Consider the following 22063-nt stretch of genomic DNA (forward strand, 5'->3'; position numbering starts at 1 on the left):
AATCGGCGGCTTCATCCGGGAATCGTTGCACTGACTCCAGCTCAACGCAATGATTCCCGGAAAACAGCCCCGTTCTCCGGGATTTGTTGTACCAAGACGATATCAGCGCAAGTAATCCCGGAAATAGACGGCTTCGTCCGGGATTTGTTGCACTGAGCTGTGGTCAGTGCAATGATTCCCGGAAAACGACCCTATTCTCCGGGATTACTTGCGATGAAAAGAGACCAGTGCAATATTTCCCGGAAATTTACCCTATCGTCCGGGAAATGTTGCGCTGAAATGATGCCAGCACAAGAAATCCCGGAGAACATCCTTGTTTTCCGGGATTTATCGCGCTGAGACGAGACCAGCACAAGAAATCCCGGACGAGTGGTGTGTCGTCCGGGATTTCTTGCACCGAAAAAGAGCTTCTTGCTCTTCGGATGCTGGGTTGCCCGGCTCGATCAGCAATTATGGACCGGCCTACGGCCGGACTCAGATCTGGCTCGGCGGTAAACCGCCTCGCACCGAAGAGGGCCGGACGGCCCACCGGGCCGTCCTAAGCCTGAGATTGAGGAGTTTCACTCCTCAATCTCAGGCTTACCCTCTTCGGCCCACAACGTGTGGAACACGCCCGGCTTGTCGACGCGGCCGTAGGTGTGGGCACCGAAGAGGTCGCGCTGGGACTGGGTGAGGGCGGTGGGGAGGCGCTTGGAGCGCAGGCCGTCGTAGTACGCCAGGGAGCTGGAGAACACCGGGGTGGGGATGCCCGCCTCGATGGCCTTGACGATCACGCGGCGCCACGCGTCCTGCGATTCGCCGATGATCTTCTCGAAGTACGGGTCGAACAGCAGCGAGGCCGGCGGGTTGTCGCCCTTGAACGCCTCGGTGATGCGGTCGAGCAGGAACTGGGCGCGGATGATGCAGCCGCCGCGCCAGATGCGGGCCACCTCGGACAGGTTGATGTCCCAGCCGTACTCCTTCGCGCCATCCTGGATCTCGTTGAGACCCTGCGCGTAGGCGACGACCTTGGAGGCGAACAGCGCACGACGCACATCCTCGATGAACGCGGCCTTCTCCTCGCCATCAAGATCGATGGTCTTGTTCGGGCCGGCCAGGTTCTCCTGCTGGGCGGCCTCGCGCAGCTCGCCGTGGGAGGAGAGGGCGCGGGCGAACACGGCCTCGCCGATCGAGGCGACCGGGGAACCGAACTCGAGACCGGTCTGGACGGTCCACGTGCCGGTGCCCTTCATGCCGGCGTGGTCGACGACCACGTCCACGAACGGCTTGCCGGTGGCGGCGTCCTTGTGATGCAGCACTTCGGCGGTGATCTCGATCAGGTAGGAGTCGAGGTCGCCCTTGTTCCACTCGTCGAACACGCCGGCGATCTCCTCGGCGTCCATCCCGAGGCCGCGGCGCAGGATGTCGTACGCCTCACCGATCACCTGCATGTCCGCGTATTCGATGCCGTTGTGGACCATCTTCACGAAGTGGCCGGCGCCATCGGTGCCGATGTGGGTCACGCACGGCTCGCCGTTCACCTTCGCGGCGATCGACTCGAGGATCGGGCCGAGCGTCTTCCAGGATTCCGCGGTGCCGCCGGGCATCAGGGACGGGCCGTTGAGCGCGCCCTCCTCGCCGCCGGACACGCCGCAGCCGACGAAGTGGAAGCCCTTGGCGCGCACTTCCTTCTCGCGCTTGATGGTGTCCTTGAAGAACGAGTTGCCGCCGTCGACGATGATGTCGCCCGGCTCGAACACCTGCTCGAGCTGCTCGATAACCGCATCGGTCGGGCCGCCGGCCTTGACCATGATGATCGCGGTACGCGGGCGCTTCAGGGACGCGGCGAACTCCTCCAGCGTCTTGGTCGGGACGAACGCGCCCTCGGAGCCGTGCTCCTCCATGAGCTTCTCGGTGCGCGAGTAGTGGCGGTTGAACAGCGCCACCGTGTTGCCGTGGTGCGCGAGGTTGCGGGCCAGGTTGGAACCCATCGCCGCAAGTCCGATAACACCGATGTTTGCCGTAGCTTCGGCCATTTGCCTTGCCTTTCAGTCGATTCAGCTTGTTCCGAGAAAAGTCTATCCCGCTGTGCGCCGATGCGCGAGTGGCGTCTTATGTCAAGCGGCCGTATGGGCGGCGGGACTACCCCTCAGTCATGCGAAGCATGACAGCTCCCCTGCAAGGGGAGCCGGGGTGAGGGGCACGCCGACGGGCGAGCGGCATCTTACGCCGGATGAACCGCGTGGGTGGCGGGGACTACCCCTCAGTCATGCGAAGCATGACAGCTCCCCTGCAAGGGGAGCCGGAGGGAGGACGTGATGTGAGGAAGACGACATTTTCCGTTTTGCGGCGATTCCGGCCGCGGCCGGGCCGACCTCGCCCACGGCGTGTCCTTTGGGATTCCAATGATTTACCGACGTCAGACGCAGACACTACATCTAGCGAAATCATCAACGACACGCCACTATGGATAGTGTTTACTCGTCAATCAATCCTCGATAGGCTGTCTCCCGCACCACATCACACCCGTCCGATCGGAGACCACCATGACCGTCACCGTGTTCACCAAGCCGCGTTGCCCGCAGTGCGACGCCACCAAGCGCCAGCTCGACAAGCTCGGCATCCCGTTCGAGACGGTCGACCTGACGCAGAACCCGTCCACGCTGGAACAGCTGCAGCAGGCGGGGTTCCGGCAGGCGCCGGTCGTCATCACCCCGGACAACTCGTGGACCGGCTATCGCCCGGACCTGATCCGCGAACTCGCGAAGGCCGCGACGGCGAACACGACGCAGGTCGCCGAGCAGCACGCGGTCGCCGCATGAGCGTCACACCGAACGTGAGCGGCAGCACGGGAGGCGACCTGTCCGGCCTGACCGGAGCGACGCCCGTCCGTCGCGCGCAGGGCGCGGGGGACCTGTCCGCGCTGACCGGCGTCGCCGCGGGCGGACGTCGTCACGGCGCCGCCGCGGCGCGACGTGACGACGCGGACGGTGGCGACGCGACGCGCGCGGGACGCCGTAGCGCGCCCGTCGCGTTGCACGGGATGAGCGAGACGCCGGACCATGACGACGCGACGCCCGGCACGCCGGAAACGGCGGCGGCGGGCGGACGCGCCAAGGCGATCGGCGCGCTCGTGTACTTCTCCTCCGCGTCGGAGAACACGTCCCGGTTCGTCGCCGGATTGAAACTCGGCGAGGCGGGGATCAACGTGTACCGGATTCCGCTGAAACCGAACGCGGCGATGCTCAACGTGCGCGAACCGTACGTCATCATGGTGCCCACATACGGCGGCGGCGACGCGCGCAAGGCCGTGCCGCCGCAGGTGAAACGATTCCTCAACCATGCAGGCAACCGCGCGTGGATCCGCGGCGTGATCGCCTCCGGCAACACGAACTTCGGCAGCGCGTACGGCGCGGCCGGCGACATCATCGCCGCGAAATGCCGCGTCCCGTACCTGTACCGCTTCGAACTGATGGGCACGCGCGAGGACTCGCGCAAAGTGCGCGACGGCCTCGTCAGGTTCTTCACGCGGTGAGGTAAGTCCGCCGAATCGGCGACATGCGCCGCCGTCTCTCCCCCAGTCTCACTCCGTTCGACAGCCCCCTCGTCAGAGGGGGCCAAGCACCTTACCGGCATAACGACGCCGCCTCCCCAACACGACACGACGCAGCCTCCCTCTGACGAGGGAGGTGGCACGGCGCAGCCGTGACGGAGGGAGAGACCCCGACATCTCACCGTGGCGAAAGCCACCGACGCCCAACCGTGACCGAACAATCTCCTGAAGGGTATTCCATGACCACCACCTACGATCCGTCGACCGACTACCATGCGCTGAACGCGATGCTCAACCTGTACGACGAGCACGGGCTCATCCAGTTCGGCAAGGACAAGGAGGCCGAGCGCGCCTACGTCACGAGCGAGATCGAGCCGAACACGAAGCGTTTCGCCACGGCCGGCGAGCGCCTGCGTTGGCTCATCGACCACGACTACTACGACGGCGACGTGTTCGCCCGCTACAGCGCCGACTTCCTCGAATCGTTCTACGCGCACGCCGCGCAGGCCGGCTTCGAGTTCGAGACGTTCCTCGGCGCGTTCAAGTTCTTCCGTTCCTACGCGTTGAAGTCGTTCGACGGCAAGACGTATCTCGAGGACTTCCCGCAGCGTTGCGCCGCGGTCGCCCTCGACCTGGCCGCCGGCGACGAATCCGCCGCCACCGCCTATCTCGACGAGATGCTCGCCGGCCGTTTCCAGCCGGCCACGCCGACGTTCCTGAACCTCGGCAAGGCGCAGCGCGGCGAGCCGGTGAGCTGCTTCCTCGTGCGCATCGAGGACAACATGGAGTCGATCTCGCGTGGCATCAACGCGGCCCTGCAGCTGTCGAAGCGCGGCGGCGGCGTGGCGCTGCTCCTCTCCAACCTGCGTGAGCTGGGCGCGCCGATCAAGCACATCGAGAACCAGTCGAGCGGCGTCGTGCCGGTCATGAAGCTGCTCGAGGACTCGTTCTCGTACGCGAACCAGCTGGGCGCGCGTCAGGGTGCGGGCGCCGTGTACCTCAACGCGCATCATCCGGACATCATGCGTTTCCTCGATACGAAGCGCGAGAACGCGGACGAGAAAATCCGCATCAAGTCGCTCGCGCTGGGCGTGGTCGTGCCGGACATCACGTTCGAACTCGCCAAGCGCAAGGAGCGGATGGCGCTGTTCAGCCCGTACGACGTGGAGCGCGTGTACGGCAAGCCGTTCGCCGACATCTCCGTCACCGAGAAGTACGACGAGATGCTGGCCGACGACCGCATCAGGAAGACGTACATCGACGCGCGCAAGTTCTTCACGACGCTCGCCGAGCTGCAGTTCGAATCCGGCTACCCGTATCTCGTCTTCGAGGACACGGTCAACCGCGCGAATCCGATCGACGGCCGCGTGACGATGTCGAACCTGTGCTCGGAGATTCTGCAGGTGCAGGAGGCGAGCGTCTACCGCGACGACCTCTCCTACGAGCACGTGGGCCGCGACGTGTCGTGCAACCTCGGCTCGCTTAACATCGCGAAGGCGATGGACGGCGGTCTCGCCGGCACGGTCGAGACGGCGATCCGCGCGCTGACGGCCGTCGCCGAGCACACGTCGATCGACGCGGTGCCGTCGATCCGACGTGCGAACGACGAAGGCCACGCGATCGGTCTCGGCCAGATGAACCTGCATGGCTTCCTCGCGCGCGAGGGCCTGCGTTACGGCTCCGACGAGGCGCTCGACTTCACCGACATGTATTTCATGACCGTCGCCTACCACGCCTGCCGCGCGTCGCACGATCTGGCGGTCGAGCGCGGCAAGGCGTTCATCGGATTCGAGCGTTCCGATTACGCGAAGCCGACCGGCGCGGGCAACTACTTCGACAAGTACACGGACGGCCGCGCTCCCGCCGCGCCGCGCACGGAGCGCGTGCGCGAGCTGTTCGCGCGCTATGGGGTCGCGGTGCCGAGCGTCGCCGATTGGGAGGCGCTGCGTGACGCGATCCTGCGCGATGGGCTGTACAACCAGAACCTGCAGGCCGTGCCGCCCACCGGGTCGATCTCGTACATCAACCACTCCACGTCGTCGATCCACCCGATCGCCTCGAAGATCGAGATCCGCAAGGAAGGCAAGATCGGCCGCATGTACTACCCGGCGCCGTACATGACCAACGACAATCTGGAGTACTTCCAGGACGCCTACGAGATCGGATGGCAGGCGATCGTCGACACGTACGCGGCCGCCACACGCCACGTCGACCAGGGTCTCTCGCTCACGCTGTTCTTCCCGGACACCGCCACCACGCGCGACGTGAACAAGGCCCAGATCTACGCCTGGCGCAAGGGCATCAAGACGCTCTACTACATCCGCATCCGCCAGCAGGCGCTTGAAGGCACCGAAGTGGCCGGCTGCGTCTCCTGCATGCTCTGATGGAGCGTATACCGCCTTTCCTCGACACTCGACGTACCTCCTGTACGTCTTCGGTCTCGGACAGCGGTCTCCGCACACATCAGTCTGATGGAGCGTCGTCTGCGTTGCGGCGGACTCGACGTACCTTCGTACGCCTTCGCCCGCCGCGCCTTGACGCCGCACACATCACGCACGATTCCATGGGGGTGCCATCTTGCCTCCCTCTGACGAGGGAGGTGGCCGCCGAAGGCGGTCGGAGGGAGAGATACCGCAAACGTTACGTTCCGGCTATCTCTCCCCCAGTCCGCTACGCGGACAGCCCCCTCGTCAGAGGGGGCCAAGAAATAAGCCGGCTTGCACACCGCCTGCGAACGCCTCCAGCGTTTGCTCCACGGCGACGTCCCGTCGAGGGGGCCAAGAACCGTCGCCGTCTCTGCGCCCCCTTTAGGGGGAGCTGGCCCGCGTAGCGGGACTGAGGGGGCATACAGACGCCCAGCCCACTTACCTACGTCATCGCACCACACATCACCACATCAGAAGGGGAACATCATGTCGAAAACCGTGTACCGGATGATCCTGCGGCTCACCGCGCCCGAGGAGTTCGCGGACCGCGACAATCGCGACGACGAAACCGACTGAATCCCGGATCTTCCGAATCACCCCCTCAGTCGGCCTTCGGCCGCCAGCTCCCCCTTCAGGGGGAGCAAGAGATACGCATGCACCGGCAGGTGTATTCGGAACAATCGGACACACGCACCACCGAATCACCGAAACGTAACGAACCAACCGAAAAGGAGAGAACCATGGCGCCGATTTCCGTGCCGCGCAAACCGCTGAAGCTCATCGACCGCGTCTGCGCGATCAACTGGAACCGACTCGAGGACGAGAAGGACCTCGAGGTGTGGGACCGCCTGACCGGCAACTTCTGGCTGCCGGAGAAGGTGCCGGTCTCGAACGACATCCCCTCGTGGCAGGCGATGAGCGAGGAGGAGCACACGCTCACGATGCGCGTGTTCACCGGTCTCACGCTGCTCGACACTATCCAAGGCACGGTCGGCGCGGTGTCGTTGATCCCGGACGCGCTCACCCCGCATGAGGAGGCCGTGTACACGAACATCGCGTTCATGGAGTCCGTGCACGCGAAGTCGTATTCGTCGATCTTCTCCACGCTGTGCTCGACCGAGCAGATCGACGCCGCGTTCGCGTGGAGCGAGGAGAACGAGTACCTGCAGAAGAAGGCACAGATCGTGCTCGACTACTACGAGGGCGACAGCCCGCTGAAGCGCAAGGTCGCCTCGACGCTGCTCGAATCGTTCCTCTTCTACTCGGGCTTCTACCTGCCGATGTACTTCTCCAGCCACGCGAAGCTCACGAACACGGCCGACGTGATCCGCCTCATCATCCGCGACGAGGCCGTGCACGGCTACTACATCGGCTACAAGTACCAGCGCGGGTTGGAGCTGGTGGGCGAGGCGAAGCGCGAGGAGCTGCGCGAGTACACGTACGACCTCCTGAACGAGCTGTACGACAACGAGGTGGAGTACACCGAGTCGCTGTACGGCGGCGTGGGGTTGACCGAGGACGTGGAGAAGTTCCTGCGCTACAACGGCAACAAGGCGCTGATGAACCTCGGCTACCCGGCGCTGTTCCCGGCGGAGATCTGCGACGTGAACCCGGCGATCATCGCGTCCCTGTCGCCCAACGCGGACGAGAACCACGACTTCTTCTCCGGTTCCGGCTCCTCTTACGTGATGGGCAAGGCCGAGGAGACCGACGACGACGATTGGGACTTCTGATTCCCGATCGGCAGGCCTCCGGTCCACGATTCCCTCCAGCTCGGAACCGTGGACCGGAGGCCCTAGAGAACAGCCCCTTGGGCGATGGCCTGCAACGCGGCCAGGTGCCCGGCGAGCGCCCGGCGGCCCTCCGGCGTGATGGCCGCCCATGTGACCATGTGACGGGTCGATTCGCCCGGCCGCTTGACCAGGGCGATGTACCCGTCGCCGGCGAGCGTGTTGAGGTGGCGGGAGCACATCGCGTCGCTCAGCCCGAGCGCCTCGCGGATGTCGGCGAAACGCATCTCCCTGACCGAGGAAAGCAGTCCGCAGATGCGCAGGCGCGTCGGCTCGTGGATGACGGCGTCGAACCGGGGCTCGACGGCACCGAAGCCGCGGATGCCTGGAGCCTTGCCCAAGCCCGGCGCTTTGCCTGCATCACTGCCCATGGCGCTCACCGCCCCTCCTTCTTGATCGTCGCGATGAAGTATCGATCGTACAGGTAATCCCAGAGGGCGAGCACCGCGCCCATCACGACGCCGACGACCATGGGCATCTCCGGCATCGCCGATTGATGGAGCATCCACCAGAGCAGCAGGACGAACACGCCGATCTGGACGATGAGCTGCACAATCAGCACGACCCACATGAACACGTTCCGTGGCCGCAGTTCGCCCATGAACACGCTGTAGTCGGAGCCGATCTGGCGTTTGCGCCACTCTCCCAGCTCGAACAGCGCATAGCACAGCGCTGCGGCCGCGGCCATATACGATACCGATTCGAGCAACGGGAATCGGGCTTCCACAAGCCAGCCGTCCGCATCGAATTCGATGACGGCGAACTGTGCGAACAATTGCGCACACAGCAGGTACATGACCCCGGCGATCACGCCGTTGACCGGATACCACCATTTCGGGGGCATCAGCCGTTCGGCGTTGCCGTCGCGGTCGGCGGCTATCTGGTTCAGCGCCGCCGCGGCCGCCGCCGGGTCGATGGCGGGTTGCGGCGCGCCGGTCCGGCTGTCGGTCCGGTCCGGGGGTCCGGCGGTTGCGCTTGACGTATCGGCGCCGGCAAGGCCGACGGTCTTGACGGTTCCGGCGGCGGCATGGGTCGCTTCGGTGATTCCGACGGTGTTCAGAGGTGTCGTGGCCATGATGGGTCTCCTTGCGTTGATGACGGCGCGCCGGCGGCGACGCGCGAAACGTTCCGTGCGATGGGCTGTCTGATTACACAAGCGAATGATGATTCGACCGGGAGGAGATGGCGATGTCGACATGCCCAGTATATCACTTTACTTGCATGAAAGTAAAGTGATACCCGCCGATTCCGACTCACGATTTTCACCCGGGGAATCGTGGGCCACGGAGCGCCTCACATTTTATCATCTAAAAATGTGGGAGTCAGCCACATTTTTAGATGATAAAATGTGGCTGACTCCCACATTTTAGGAGGATAATCATGGGTGAGCGACTCAGCAGAGGCCTGATGAACGACCTGTCGACATGGAAGCAGCAGCCGAATCGCAAGCCCCTGCTGCTTCGGGGAGCCCGCCAGACCGGAAAGACATGGATCGTCAGCGAATTCGGCAGACGATTCTACGACGACGTCCTGCGCATCGACTTCATGCGCGACATCGACGCCATCGGCCTGTTCGATCACACCCTCGACCCTCACACCGTCCTCGACAATCTATCTATCTATGCCGGAAGGGACATACAGCCGGGCAGGACCTTGATCTTCCTTGACGAGATTCAGGAATGTCCGCGAGCGCTCACCGCATTGAAATACCTGAGCGAGGAGACTCCGGAGCAACACATCATCGCGACCGGCTCCTATATGGGTGTGTCCAAGCATCCGGACGCATCGTTCCCCGTAGGCAAGGTCAATATGATGACCCTCCACCCGTTGTCCTTTCTTGAGTATCTGGACAACGCCGGCCAACAACGATTGGCGGATCTGATCAGAAACGGAGAACCCGAACGCATCAACCCGACGTTCGCTACGCGCCTGACCGACCTGTTGAAGCGCTACACGGTGGTCGGCGGCATGCCGGCCGCCGTATCCGCTCATCTGGGAGGTTCACCGATGCAGGAAATCCGATCCATCCAACAGGAGATTCTCGACGCATACGATCTGGATTTCTCCAAGCACGCACCACCACGGATGCTGGAACGAATCCGATTGGTATGGCGCACCCTGCCGACCCAACTCGCCAAGGAGAACCGCAAGTTCGTATACGGCGTGGTACGCCCCGGAGCGCGAGCACGCGACTTCGAGGAGAGCATCATGTGGCTGAAGGATTATGGCATCATCCAACAGGTGCATTGCGTCACGGCGCTGCGTGAGCCATTGAATGGCTACATCGATACCTCCACGTTCAAAATGTTCACGTCGGACATCGGCCTGCTCGGTGCGCTGGCCGGCCTCGACCCGTCCGTCGTCACCGAAAACCGCCGCGTGTTCACCGAATTCAAGGGGGCGTTGACCGAGCAATACGTCTGCCAACAGCTGGTGGCCCAAGGGTACGAGCCGACCTACTGGTCGAATCCGCAGGGGCACGCGGAGATCGACTTCTCCATCGAGAAAGACGGCGCCGTGTATCCCATCGAGGTGAAGGCGGAGCAGAATCTGCGGGCAAGAAGTCTGAAAGTGGCGTATGCGCGATTCCCGATCGTCCATGCCATACGAACCAGTCTCGCCGACTACCGTGATGAGTCATGGGTCGCCAACCTGCCTCTTTGGGCCGTTGGCGGGCTCGGCCGATTCATCACGCGTCATGCTGATACGTGGAGGGAGCACCACGAATCGGACGCAACGGTGGTTGAATAGGGGTATCTGACTTCGAACAAGGAGCGACCCATGATCAACGAGGAATACAAGGCGATGCTGGGCGGCAAGTCCGTCATCCGCGAGCTGAGCGAGTACGCGACGGCGCGTGGCAAGGAGATCGGCTACGAGAACGTGTTCGACTACTCGCTGGGCAATCCGAGCGTGCCCGCCCCGCCGGACTTCGCGAAGACGATGGTCGACCTGTACGAGCACGGCGATCCGGTCGCCATCCACGGCTACTCCCCGTCGCTCGGTATCCCGTCCGTCAAGGAGGCGATCGCCGACTCGTTGAACCGCCGCTTCGGCACCAGCTACACCGGCAACCACATCTTCCCGACGACCGGCGCGGCCGGCGCACTCGCGCACGCGATGCGCGCCGTCACCAAGCCCGGCGACGAGATCATCACGTTCGCACCCTACTTCCCCGAATACCAGCCGTACGTGAACGGCACGGGCGCGCACCTGACCGTCATCCCCGCGGACACCGCGAACTTCCAGATCAACTTCGACGCGTTCGAGGCGGCCCTCAACCCGAACGTGCAGGCCGTGCTCATCAACACGCCGAACAACCCGTCCGGCGCCGTCTACTCGGCCGATACGCTCAAGCGCCTCGCCGCGATCCTCACCGCCAAGCAGACCGAATACGGCCACGACATCTTCCTCATCAGCGACGAGCCGTACCGCGAGATCGTGTTCGACGGCGGCACCCAGCCGTACCCGGCGAACTTCTACGCGAACACGCTCACCTGCTACTCGTGGTCGAAGTCACTCTCCCTGCCGGGCGAGCGCATCGGCTACGTGGCGGTGAACCCGACCGCCACGGATGCCGACCTGCTCGTGCCGATGATGGGCCAGATCTCGCGCGGCACCGGCCACAACTGCCCGCCGAGCTCGATCCAGCTGGGCGTCGCGAAGGTGCTCGACGAGACGAGCGACCTGAGCGTGTACGAGACGAACATGAACCTGCTGTACGACGCGCTCACCTCGATCGGCTTCGACGTGGTGCGCCCCGGCGGCACGTTCTACATCTTCCCGAAGGCGCTCGAGGAGGACGCGACCGCGTTCTGCCTCAAGGCGAAGGAGTACGACCTGATCCTCGTGCCGTCGGAGAGCTTCGGCGTGCCCGGCTACTTCCGCATGGCCTACTGCATCGACACCGAAAAGGTCAAGCGCTCGATCCCCGCGCTGGAGAAGTTCGCCCACGAACAGTACGGCCTGTGACGGAACGCTGATGCTCCTTTTCCATCGCCTCCCTCTGACGAGGGAGGTGGCCGCCGAAGGCGGTCGGAGGGAGAGATACCACGAACAGCCATGTTCCAGCCGTCTCTCCCCCACCCGGCTTCGCCGGGAGCCCCCCTCGTCAGAGGGGGCCAAATGAAGACAGCCGACCACTACACCCTGCCGGCCTTGGACGGGTCGATGGTCATCGTCTGGAAGCGGTTCGCCATGTACGCGTCGCCGTAGTGCGTGGCGAACCACTGGGTGATGGGCGAATCCTGCGGCAACCCGGCCATGCGGCCGTACCAGCAATCAAGCGCCATCAGCGTGAACGCGATGTCGACGAGCATCAGCACGGCGCACACGGCGGTGAGCGAATACCGCACCTTCCACGGGATCCGGTTGATGAGCCGCAGCAGCCGCGGCAGGATCCAGCGCACCCACACCACGCCGATCAGCCCCCAGAACACCATGTATTTGCCGGACGTGCGCCCGTCGATCGACAGCCATTGCCCGGTGTAGTCCCATGCGGTGATGCCGAATGCCACCTCCATGAACCAGCTGGTCGCGTATTCGAACGTGCCGCCGATCACCGCGCTCGCGCAGAAGATCAGGAACGGGTTCGACTTCCACAACCGGTTCAATGCCACGGTGACGAGCACCGCCCCGCACCCGTAGATCGGCGAGAACGGGCCCCAGAGCAGCCCGGCACGATCCTGGAGTTCGCCGTGGTACATCGCGAAGTGGTACACGGTCTCGACGGCGAGGCCGAACACGCAGGCCACGGCGAACAGCCAGAAGATGTTGAAGAAGTCGAGCGCGATGTACCCTTTGCCGGACGGGTCGCGCCCGAGCATGCCCGCCTCGACGGCGCGCTCGTAGGCGTCGCGGTCGTCCATGCGTTTGAGCGCACGCTGCAGCCGTCGTTCCTCGGCGAGCCCCGGATCGCACGCGATGGACACGGCGACGAGGATCGCCATGCGCACGGCCGGCGCGATGAGGTTCGCGCCGAGGCCGTCGAGCGCGAGCGACAGCATGCCTTCGGCGAGCGTGACCGGCATCAGCACGTATGCCCAGCGGGCCGCGTAGCGTCGCCAGTTGCGCAGCAGCAGCACGCCGAACACGATGAGCGCGGCCGCGTTGGCGATGAGGACGAGCGCCTGCAGTCCGGTGAGGATGGCGGTCAGGCTGGCCGCGTGGAACGTGAGTTCGCCGCGCATGATCGCGCGCACGGCGTCGACGGACGCGAGCACGACGACCGGCAGCGTGACGAGGCCGTCGAGCAGCACCAGCACGCCGTACATGCGGATGAGCCACGGCAGCCGTCGCGCGTCGAGTCGGTCCTGTTCGTCGAGTTCGGCGGCGACGAGGTCGGCGGTCACCGCCGCCTCCTCGCCCGCCGCCGTGCGTCCGTTTGTCGTCGTTTCGTTTCGCGATGATTCCGTTTGCGTTGACTCGTTTCGCGACGATTGCGACGATGAGACTTGCGACGACTCGGCCTTCGTCGATCGCGATGATTCAGCCCCCGATGATTTCCCCATGACGACTCCTTCCCACGCACGATGCCAACAGGCTAACATGCCGGCTACGTGCTCCCGCCGGCGGGACATCGCCGTGAAGCAAACGCCGGAAGCGTTTGTAGGCGATGTGCGAGCCGATGTGGGGTCGGCCGCAGGCCGTCCGTGATTGCGGGGCCCGCGAAGCGGGACTGAGGGTGGCCCCAGACATCACAAACCCCGGTTCAAACCCCCGTTCTCCTGGATTTACAGCGTCAAACACCCGTTTCGTCCCCATCGAAACGGGTGTTTAGCGCTGTAAATCGGGAATATCGTCCATTTGGCACCCCTTTTTTGAGCGGGGAGCAGTGCCTCCCTCTGACGGGGGAAGTGGTCCACGGCGGACGACGCGACCCGTCCGGCCCCGAATTGCCTCCCTCTGACGAGGGAGGTGGCCGCCGAAGGCGGTCGGAGGGAGAGATACCGCGAACAGTCACGTTCCAGCTATCTCTCCCCCACCCGGCTTCGCCGGGAGCCCGACCGCAATCAAGGACAGCCTACGGCTGACCCCACATCGGCTCGCCTGTCGGCTCACACATCGCCTACAAACGCCTCCGGCGTTTGCTATACGGCCCCCGCAATCACGGACAGCCTTCGGCTGACCCCACATCAGCTCGCCTGTCGGCTCGCACATCGCCTACAAACGCCTCCGGCGTTTGCTATACGGCGATGTCCCATCAGAGGGGGCCAAGTCAGAGAGAGGAGCCAAGGCGGAGGGGCTTTCAGGTAACGGTCAAGAATTGTTCAGAGGTTGCTTCGCAAGGTCGCAGACGACCTGCACGTTCGCGCAAGCCCTTTCCCCGGAACCGGCGGTGTACTGATATCAGCAAGCACGAAAGGCCCGCCACCGCAAGCATCGCGGCGGGCACGACGAAAGGCACGATCATGGGCATCAGGAACACCTCCGGCAAGCGGCGGGGCGGCACCACCTCCACGAGCTTCCGCGAATCACACGAATCGACTCCGGGCCGCGGCACTCGCCGCCCCCACAACACCCGCGGCGCCCGCACCGCGCAGGCCACGACCGGCAAGCTCGCCGCAATCGCCGCCGGTACGGCGCTCATCGTCGGCTTCGGCGGCGGCGCGGCCGGCACGGCAATCCTGCGCAACACCTCGACCCGCGGCGGCAATACGATCGTCTCCGGACAGATGGCCGGCATGGGCGGCGCGAACACGATGACCTACGACTACTCCGGTTCGTACACGGCGGCGCTCACCGCCGACGGCGAGGAAATCACGTCGTCCGACACGACCGCCGCGACCAACGCCGACCAGAACGCGGCCCTCGCCCAGAACGGCGGCACGCTGACGCTCACCGGCGCGACGCTCACCAAATCCGGCGACTCCGACAGCGCCGACAACAACAACTTCTACGGCACGAACTCGGTCAGCCTGACCGTCGGCAAAAAGTCGAAGACCGTCATCGACGGGTCGAAGCTCACCGCCGACTCGTCCGGCTCGAACGGCGTGTTCGCGACCGACTCGGGCACCGCGCTCGTCCACGACACGACGATCTCGACGACCGGCGACAACTCGCGCGCCCTCGACGCGACCTACTCCGGCACGATCCTCGCCGGCGAGGTCACCGCGGACACGCAGGGCGACCACAGCGCGACCGTCGCCACCGACCGCGGCGGCGGCTCGATCTCGCTCAACGAGGCGGACCTGAAGACCGCGGGCTCCGGCTCGCCGCTCCTCTACTCGACCGGCGACGTGCAGGTGACGAACGTGACCGGCACGTCCACCGGCTCGCAGATCGCCGGCATGGAGGGCCTCAACACGATCCTCATCAAGGATTCGACGCTGACGAGCACCATCACGGACAAGACGGCCAGCGACCCGGTCGCCAACGGCGTGATCATCTACCAGTCGACCTCCGGCGACGCCGAAGCCTCGACCGGCGAGCACGCGACGTTCCAGGCCGCCGATTCGACGCTGAAATCGTCGATCGAATCCGGCTCGATGTTCTACTTCACGAACACCACCGCCGACGTAGTCCTGTCGAACACGACGCTCGACTTCGACTCGTCGAAGGCGGCGCTCATCACCGCGGCCGGCAACGACGCGAACAACTGGGGGCCCGCCGGATCGAACGGCGCGACCGTCACGTTCACCGGGCGCAACCAGACGCTCGCCGGCACGGTCAGCGCGGACACGATCTCGTCGGTCACGTTGAACCTGCTCGACGGATCGACGTGGACCGGCGCCGCGAGCATCACCGAGAACGCGAGCGCGAGCGACGGCACGACGAGCGACGCGCCGATCACGGTGAACGTGGACGGCTCCTCCACGTGGGTCGTGACCGACAGCACGACCGTTTCCGCGTTGAACGTCGCGAGCGGCGGCAAGGTCGTCGACGCCGACGGGAACACGGTGACGATCAAGGCGAACGGCAAAACCGTCGTGAAGGGCGATTCCGACGTGACCGTGACCGTGACGGTGACCGGCGACTACGCGACGACCCTGCCCGACACGGCCACCGGCGACGGCACCACGCTCGCCACCGACCTGATCGACCGCTCCTCCTACGACACCCAGTTCAATACCTCCACCACCTGGACGATGTGACCCCTCCAACTCGGCCCCCTCTGACGAGGGGGCTGTCATCCGAAGGATGACTGGGGGAGAGACCACCTCACAACTTCACCCACACTTCCCGCGAAAGGACCCCACCATGACCACCAACGACACGAACAAGACCCAGGTGCTCGACACCAAGACCACCGCCGCGACCGACGCGACGCAGGTCATCCCCGAGAAGGAGCGCCCGGCGGCGGCCGACGCGCGCGCCGCCGCGGCGACGCAGACCCTGCCGCCGACGGGTGGCGTTGCCGGCACCGCGGCCACGGGCACCGCAAGCGTCACCGGCAACACCACCGGTGACGCAGCCCGGACGGCCGCCGGCGCGAAGCCGGCGTGGGCGTCCGCCCAGCAGCCGGCCTACCAGCCGGTCGGCGACCAGTCCCGACACGCCGGATACGCCGGTACTCCGGCCGGCAACGGCACCGGATTCGGAACTGGTACGGGCACCGCCGATACGAACGCGTTCGCGGCGCCGGGCGCACCGCAGGCACCGTATGCGCCGGGCGATCCGGCCGTCGCAGCCGGCAATGGCGTGCCCGGAACGCCCGGCACCGGTATTCCCGGCGCATCCAACGGCTTCCCTGGCGCTCCCGGCGACGGCAAGGCGAAGCATCCGAAGCTGGGCGGCAAGACGGTGGCGATCATCGCCGGCGTGACGCTGGTGTGCGGCCTGCTCGGCGGCATCGCGGGCGGCGCGGTCGTCACCGCGTTCTCCGATTCCGGCCGCGGCGAGAGCACGAGCCAGATGGGCCAGATGCCCAGCGGCGCCTCGAACGGCAACAGCCAGGGCGGCGGCATGGGCGGCCAGATGGGCGAGCCGCCGAGCGGCGGCATGGGCCCCGGCGGTTCGTCCAACAGCCAAGGCGGCTCCTCCAACGGCGATTCCAACTCGTCCGGCTCGGGCTCCTCCGGTTCGAGCAGCTCCGGCTCGTCCAGCAGCTCGTCCGACACCGAATCCGGCTCCACCACCTCCGGCGATTCCATCGCCTCCTGACCGGCGGCTGGCTGGGGGAGAGATACCGCGAACGTCACGTTCCAGCTATCTCTCCCCCACCCGGCTTCGCCGGGAGCCCCCTCGTCAGAGGGGGGCCAAAAATAAGCACACATCAGCCATCACAAATTGGGCAGATTGACTAGCGACACGGCAATCGGCGGGGTTCCTTCATCACCCTCCACTAGGGTGAACACTGAAAAATCGTTTCGAGCAACAGCATCGAACGACAGCAAGTAGAAGGAATCACAGGCATGGGCAACGTTCTCGCGATCGTGAAACGCGACCTCATCCGCATGCTGAAAGTGCCGGCCGCATGGGTCATCGCCGCCGGACTGACTTTCATCCCCCCGCTGTACGCATGGTTCAACATCGTGGGATTCTGGAACCCGTACGGCAACACGCAAGGCATCCAGGTGGTCGTCGCCAACAACGACAAAGGCACGAACAGCGCGCTCATCGGCAAGCAGAACCTCGGCAACCAGATCATCACACAACTCAAGGCGAACCACCAGCTCGGCTGGACGTTCGCCGACGAGGCCGAGGCGATGAACCGCGTCCAATCCGGCAAGGCGTACGCGGCCATCGTCATCCCCAAGGACTTCAGCGACCGTCTCGCCGGCGTCGTGACCGGCGGCGCGCGACCGAAACTCGAATACTACGTGAACGAGAAGGCGAGCGCCATCGCCCCGAAGATCACGGACATCGGCGCGAGCACGGTGGACACGCAGGTCAACGGCACGTTCGTCTCCACGGTAAGCGAGGTCCTCTCCGAAACCGTCAACAAGGCGACCGACACGGTCGAGACCACCGCCGGCACGCTCCAGACGAAGACGCTGCAATCCCTCGACGACGCGCTACGCGACGTGACGAACACGCGCGGCAAGGTCAAGGAACTCGCCGAAACGCTCAAAACGACGCCGCAGAAGACGCAACAGGCGCGTGAGGCGCTGGCCGACGTGCAGCGCCTCGCCGCCGACGCGAGCACCGGACTCGGCAGCGCGTCGCAGCTCATCGGCGCTACGCAGTCGACGCTCAACACATTCGTGGCGACCACGTCGGGCACGCTCGACACCGGCACGTCGCTGCTGTCGCAGACCTCGCAGCAGGCGACGGACGGCGTCACGCGGGTGGCGGGCGGCATCACCGTCGCGAACGGCGCGGTCGGCGACGCGGTGACGACGCTCACGCAGGTCAACCAGACGAACAAGCAGGTCCTCGACCAGCTCAAGGCCATCGTCGGACAGTTGCCAACGGACGACACAGCCGTACAGACGCTCAACCGAATCATCAAAAATCTGGAAGATAAAAACGCGGCCACCGCCGAAACGCTCGCCAACGCGAAAACCCTCAACGACGACACGGCGAAGACCGTCACGTCGGTCTCCGGCCTCGCCACGACCTTCAACACGGCCACCCAGTCGACGCTCACGACGACGACCGACGCGCGCAAGACGCTCACCACCGGCGCGCTGCCGCAGCTCAACAGCGGCCTCAACACGCTCGCCGGCACGACCGGCACGCTCGCCGGCGGCCTCACCAGCCAGGGCACGCTCATCAGCCAGACGAACGTCGTGCTCGACCAGATCGACCGCGCGGCCGCCGACACGGTCACCGCGCTCGGCGACACCGACAAGGCGCTCGCCGGCGTGCAGACGCGGCTCGACACGGTCGCCACCGACCTGCGCGCGCTCGACACGTCCAGCATGCTCGGCGAACTGTTCGGCACCAGCGGCGCGGACGGCGGCATCACGCTCGACACGAAGCGCATCGCCGAGTTCATGCTCTCCCCCACCGTGCTCGACACGAAGATCCTCTACCCGGTGAACGCGTACGGCTCCGGCATGGCGCCGCTGTTCACCAACATGGCGCTGTGGGTGGGCGCGTTCGCGCTCGCCGTGATCCTGAAGCTCGAGACCGACGACGAGGGCATCGAGAACATGACGATCACGCAGGGCTATCTGGGCCGCTTCACCCTGTTCTCCGTGTTCGCGGCCGCGCAGGGATTCGTGACGACGGTGGGCGACCTCATCCTCGGCGTGCAGACGGTGAACGCGTTCGCGTTCGTCCTGACCGGCGTGATCACGTCGCTCGTGTACGCCTCGCTCATCTACGCGCTGTCGACCACGTTCCTGCACGTCGGCAAGGGCGTGTGCGTGGCGCTGATCATCCTGCAGATCCCGGGCGCGTCCGGCCTGTATCCGATCGAGATGATGCCGGACTTCTTCCGCAACCTGTACCCGTTCTTCCCGTTCACGTATTCGATCGACGCGTTCCGCGAGACGATCGGCGGATTCTACGGCGCCCACTGGTTCACCCGGATCGCGCACCTGCTGCTGTTCGCCGTGATCGGCCTCGCGCTCGGCCTGATCGTGCGCCCTCTCATGGCGAACGTGAACCGCCTGTTCGCGCGCGAGATCGAGGAGAGCGACATGATCATCGGCGAGCCGGTGCACATGCCCGGCACCGAATACCGGCTCTCCACGGCCGTGCGCATGCTGTCCAGCCACGAAGGCTACCGCGAGCGCATCGAGCGGCAGGCGGCGCGCTTCGCCGTCCACTACCCGCGGCTCAAGCGCGGCGCGCTCGTCGCCGGCATCGTCGTGCCGATCGTGCTCGCCGTCACGTTCTCGCTCACCACGAACACGAAGCTCGAGGCGCTGCTCACGTGGATCGTCTGGATCCTGCTGATCATCGCGTTCCTCGTCACCATCGAGTTCATGAACGACAGCCTGCGCCGGCAGGTGGAGCTCGGCAATCTGGACGACGAGGCGATCCGCGCGTACATCCGCGACAAGGAGCGGCTGCGGGAGCGCAACAGGCGGCGGGTGAAGGAGAAGCTCGCCAAGCCGCTCACGTACACGTTCGAGACGTTCGACACGCGCGGCGGCGACCAGCACAACGGCAACCAACACCACGAGGGGAGGTCCGCGCGATGAGGACGATCTGGCGACTGTTCACCGGCGACGTGAGGCGCATGACCAGCAACGTCGTCTCCATCATCATCACGATCGGCCTGGTCGCGATCCCCGGCCTGTTCACCTGGTTCAACATCGCGGCCAGCTGGAACCCGTTCGATAACCTCAAGAACCTGAAGTTCGCGGTCGCAAGCGTCGACGAAGGCTACAAGTCCGATCTGATCCCCATCAAGATCACCATCGGCGACACGGTCGTCAACACGCTGCGCGCCAACTCGCAGCTCGACTGGACGATCACCACGAAGGACGACGCGATCGACGGCGCGAAATCCGGCAAATACTACGCGGCGATCGTCATCCCCAAGGACTTCAGCAAGAAGATGATGACCTTCTTCTCCGCCGACGTCGACCACGTGAAGATCGACTTCTACAACAACGAGAAGAAGAACGCGCTCGCCCCGAACCTCACCAACGAGGGCGCGAACGAGGTGAGCACGCAGGTCAACCAGATGTTCGCCAAGACGCTCACCGGCACCGCCCTGTCGATCGCGTCGCAGCTCGCCGACGACCTCTCCTCGCCAAACGCCAAGACCGCGCTCGACCGGTTCAGCGCGAACATCGGCGACTTCGCGACCACGCTCAACGACACCTCGTCGATGCTGTCCAGCTACGCGACGATCACCGGATCGGCGAGCTCGCTGCTCACCGAATCCGACGCGCTGCTCGACACCGCCTCCGACGCGGCGGACGCCGCCGGAACGCAGCTCGAAACCGCAAAACAGGGCGCGACCGACCTCTCCGGCGCGATGACCACCGCCGCCGACACGCTCGCCAGCGCGCTCGCCGCCAGCGCGAACAGCTACGGCGCGGTCGCCGATTCGGTCGACGACCTGTATGCGAACGCGGGCAAGCAGGCCACGGACACGGCAGCCGCGCTCGACACGCAGGCGAAGCACGTGGGCACGCAGATTGCTGACTACCAGACGATCCGCCAGTCGATCGCCGATTTGCAGGCCAAACTGCCCACCGACCTGCAGCCCGCGCTGCAGCCGATGCTCGACCGTCTCGACACGGCGATCGCCCTGCAGCAGACGATCCAGACGCGGCTCACCGACGCGGCGAACGCCGTGCGCGCGAAGAACACGGACGCGCAGAACCAGCATGCGCAGGTCAAGAGTCTCGCCACGCAGGCGAAACAGGCGATCGCCGGCGTGAAATCCGATTTCGACACGCAGGTCAAACCGCAGCTCAAGCAGCTGAACGCCTCGGTGACCGACGCCACGCAGGTGCTCGACGCGGGCGCCACGCGGCTCAGGAGCACGCTCGGCGATCTCGACACGACCACGGCGGACGCGCAGGCCAATCTGGCCGACGTGCGCGAGACACTGGAATCGGTGTCCGACAAGCTCGCGAAGGCCGGCGAGGAGCTCGGCTCGTTCGACGAGAAGCTGGCGGCCGCGTTGGACAGCGGCGACATGAGCACGGTCCGGGAGGTGCTCGGCAACAATCCGGATACGCTGGCCGCCACGTTGGCGGCGCCGGTCCAGCTCACGCGCAAGGCACTGTTCCCGGTGAGCGACTTCGGTTCGTCGCTCGCGCCGCTGTACATCCTCCTGCCGCTATGGGTGGGCGCACTGCTCATGGTCGTCACGCTGAAGACCACGGTGTCGCGCCGCACGCGCAAGGAGCTCGGTGATCCGCGGCCGCACCAGATGTACCTCGGCCACTACGGAATCTTCGCGCTGATCGCGCTGCTGCAGAGCACGTTCTCGCTGGGCGGCGCGCTGCTGTTCATCCACGTGCAGGCCGTGCATCCGCTGCTGTTCATGCTCACCGGATGGGTGAGCTCGCTGGTGTTCTCGTTCTTCACGTACACGATGGTGGTGAGCTTCGGCAACGTAGGCAAGGCGATCGGCGTGCTCATGCTCATCGTGCAGATCTCCGGTTCGAACGCCGCCTACCCGCTGCAGATGCTGCCCAACTGGATCGGGGCGATCAGTCCGGCGCTGCCCGTCACCCACTCGGTGACGATGATCCGCGCGGCCATCGCCGGCATCTACGACATGGACTACTGGCGGGCGCTGGGCGCGCTGCTGCTGTTCGTCCCGCCGATCCTGCTCGTCGGACTCGTGCTGAGGAAGCCTTTGGTGCGGTTCAACCAGTGGTACGTGGCCAAGGTGGAGAGCACGAAGATCATGGCGTAGGGGTCCGGTCCGGGAACGTCACGGTTCGCTCGCTCGTCGTCACGGTTCGCTCCGGGGTTTGCCACGGTTTTCCGTGCCGAATCCCGGAGCGAAC

At 65.1% G+C, this 22063-nt stretch carries 14 protein-coding genes; 10 read left to right on the top strand and 4 right to left on the bottom strand.

From position 1 onward, the window contains the following. Positions 1 to 560: 560 nt before the first annotated feature. Positions 561 to 2015, bottom strand: coding sequence for an NADP-dependent phosphogluconate dehydrogenase (gene gndA, locus AC1AYD_RS08525; protein ID WP_476532415.1), 1455 nt, complete (start codon positions 2013 to 2015; stop codon positions 561 to 563). Positions 2016 to 2525: 510 nt separating this feature from the next. Between gndA and AC1AYD_RS08530 the strand changes: the two genes are divergently transcribed. The 4 genes from AC1AYD_RS08530 (at position 2526) to nrdF (ending at position 7691) form a co-directional block, all read left to right on the top strand. Beyond that, positions 2526 to 2801, top strand: a complete 276-nt coding sequence (locus AC1AYD_RS08530) for a glutaredoxin family protein (RefSeq protein ID WP_476544990.1) — start codon at positions 2526 to 2528, stop codon at positions 2799 to 2801. A 221-nt stretch (positions 2802 to 3022) separates the two neighbouring features. Next, on the top strand, positions 3023 to 3514 hold the full coding sequence (gene nrdI, locus AC1AYD_RS08535) for a class Ib ribonucleoside-diphosphate reductase assembly flavoprotein NrdI (protein WP_476545002.1): 492 nt from the start codon (positions 3023 to 3025) through the stop codon (positions 3512 to 3514). A gap of 257 nt (positions 3515 to 3771) precedes the next feature. Next, on the top strand, positions 3772 to 5916 hold the full coding sequence (nrdE, locus tag AC1AYD_RS08540) for a class 1b ribonucleoside-diphosphate reductase subunit alpha (protein ID WP_476544992.1): 2145 nt from the start codon (positions 3772 to 3774) through the stop codon (positions 5914 to 5916). A 782-nt stretch (positions 5917 to 6698) separates the two neighbouring features. Beyond that, complete coding sequence (gene nrdF / locus AC1AYD_RS08545; protein ID WP_476544993.1) at positions 6699 to 7691, top strand: class 1b ribonucleoside-diphosphate reductase subunit beta; 993 nt, start codon at positions 6699 to 6701, stop codon at positions 7689 to 7691. A 62-nt stretch (positions 7692 to 7753) separates the two neighbouring features. Here the strand turns inward: nrdF and AC1AYD_RS08550 are convergent, their stop codons facing one another. Next, on the bottom strand, positions 7754 to 8119 hold the full coding sequence (locus tag AC1AYD_RS08550) for a transcriptional regulator (RefSeq protein WP_476502991.1): 366 nt from the start codon (positions 8117 to 8119) through the stop codon (positions 7754 to 7756). Between the two features lie 5 nt (positions 8120 to 8124). After that, entirely contained in the window at positions 8125 to 8946 is an 822-nt protein-coding gene (locus AC1AYD_RS08555) for a hypothetical protein (protein ID WP_476544994.1), read from the bottom strand. 182 nt (positions 8947 to 9128) lie between these two features. Between AC1AYD_RS08555 and AC1AYD_RS08560 the strand changes: the two genes are divergently transcribed. Then, positions 9129 to 10499, top strand: a complete 1371-nt coding sequence (locus tag AC1AYD_RS08560) for an ATP-binding protein (RefSeq protein ID WP_476544995.1) — start codon at positions 9129 to 9131, stop codon at positions 10497 to 10499. A 30-nt stretch (positions 10500 to 10529) separates the two neighbouring features. Then, on the top strand, positions 10530 to 11720 hold the full coding sequence (locus AC1AYD_RS08565) for a pyridoxal phosphate-dependent aminotransferase (protein WP_476532422.1): 1191 nt from the start codon (positions 10530 to 10532) through the stop codon (positions 11718 to 11720). A gap of 170 nt (positions 11721 to 11890) precedes the next feature. On the opposite strand, the gene AC1AYD_RS08570 is transcribed toward AC1AYD_RS08565, so the two are convergent. Then, entirely contained in the window at positions 11891 to 13258 is a 1368-nt protein-coding gene (locus AC1AYD_RS08570) for a putative ABC transporter permease (protein ID WP_476544997.1), read from the bottom strand. A 900-nt stretch (positions 13259 to 14158) separates the two neighbouring features. Between AC1AYD_RS08570 and AC1AYD_RS08575 the strand changes: the two genes are divergently transcribed. The 4 genes from AC1AYD_RS08575 to AC1AYD_RS08590 all read left to right on the top strand — a co-directional run bounded on the left by AC1AYD_RS08575 (position 14159) and on the right by AC1AYD_RS08590 (position 21969). Then, the gene (locus AC1AYD_RS08575; RefSeq protein WP_476544998.1) at positions 14159 to 15841 is read left to right on the top strand and encodes an adhesin; all 1683 of its coding nucleotides are present in this window, start codon (positions 14159 to 14161) and stop codon (positions 15839 to 15841) included. 106 nt (positions 15842 to 15947) lie between these two features. Then, complete coding sequence (locus tag AC1AYD_RS08580; protein ID WP_476544999.1) at positions 15948 to 16850, top strand: hypothetical protein; 903 nt, start codon at positions 15948 to 15950, stop codon at positions 16848 to 16850. A gap of 251 nt (positions 16851 to 17101) precedes the next feature. Next, the gene (locus AC1AYD_RS08585; RefSeq protein ID WP_476502998.1) at positions 17102 to 19786 is read left to right on the top strand and encodes a YhgE/Pip domain-containing protein; all 2685 of its coding nucleotides are present in this window, start codon (positions 17102 to 17104) and stop codon (positions 19784 to 19786) included. Further along, entirely contained in the window at positions 19783 to 21969 is a 2187-nt protein-coding gene (locus AC1AYD_RS08590; protein WP_476502999.1) for a YhgE/Pip domain-containing protein, read from the top strand. Before AC1AYD_RS08585 ends, AC1AYD_RS08590 begins: the two co-directional genes overlap by 4 nt. The last annotated feature ends 94 nt before the right edge of the window (positions 21970 to 22063 follow it).

The sequence above is a fragment of the Bifidobacterium sp. LH_426 genome, assembly GCF_056356875.1.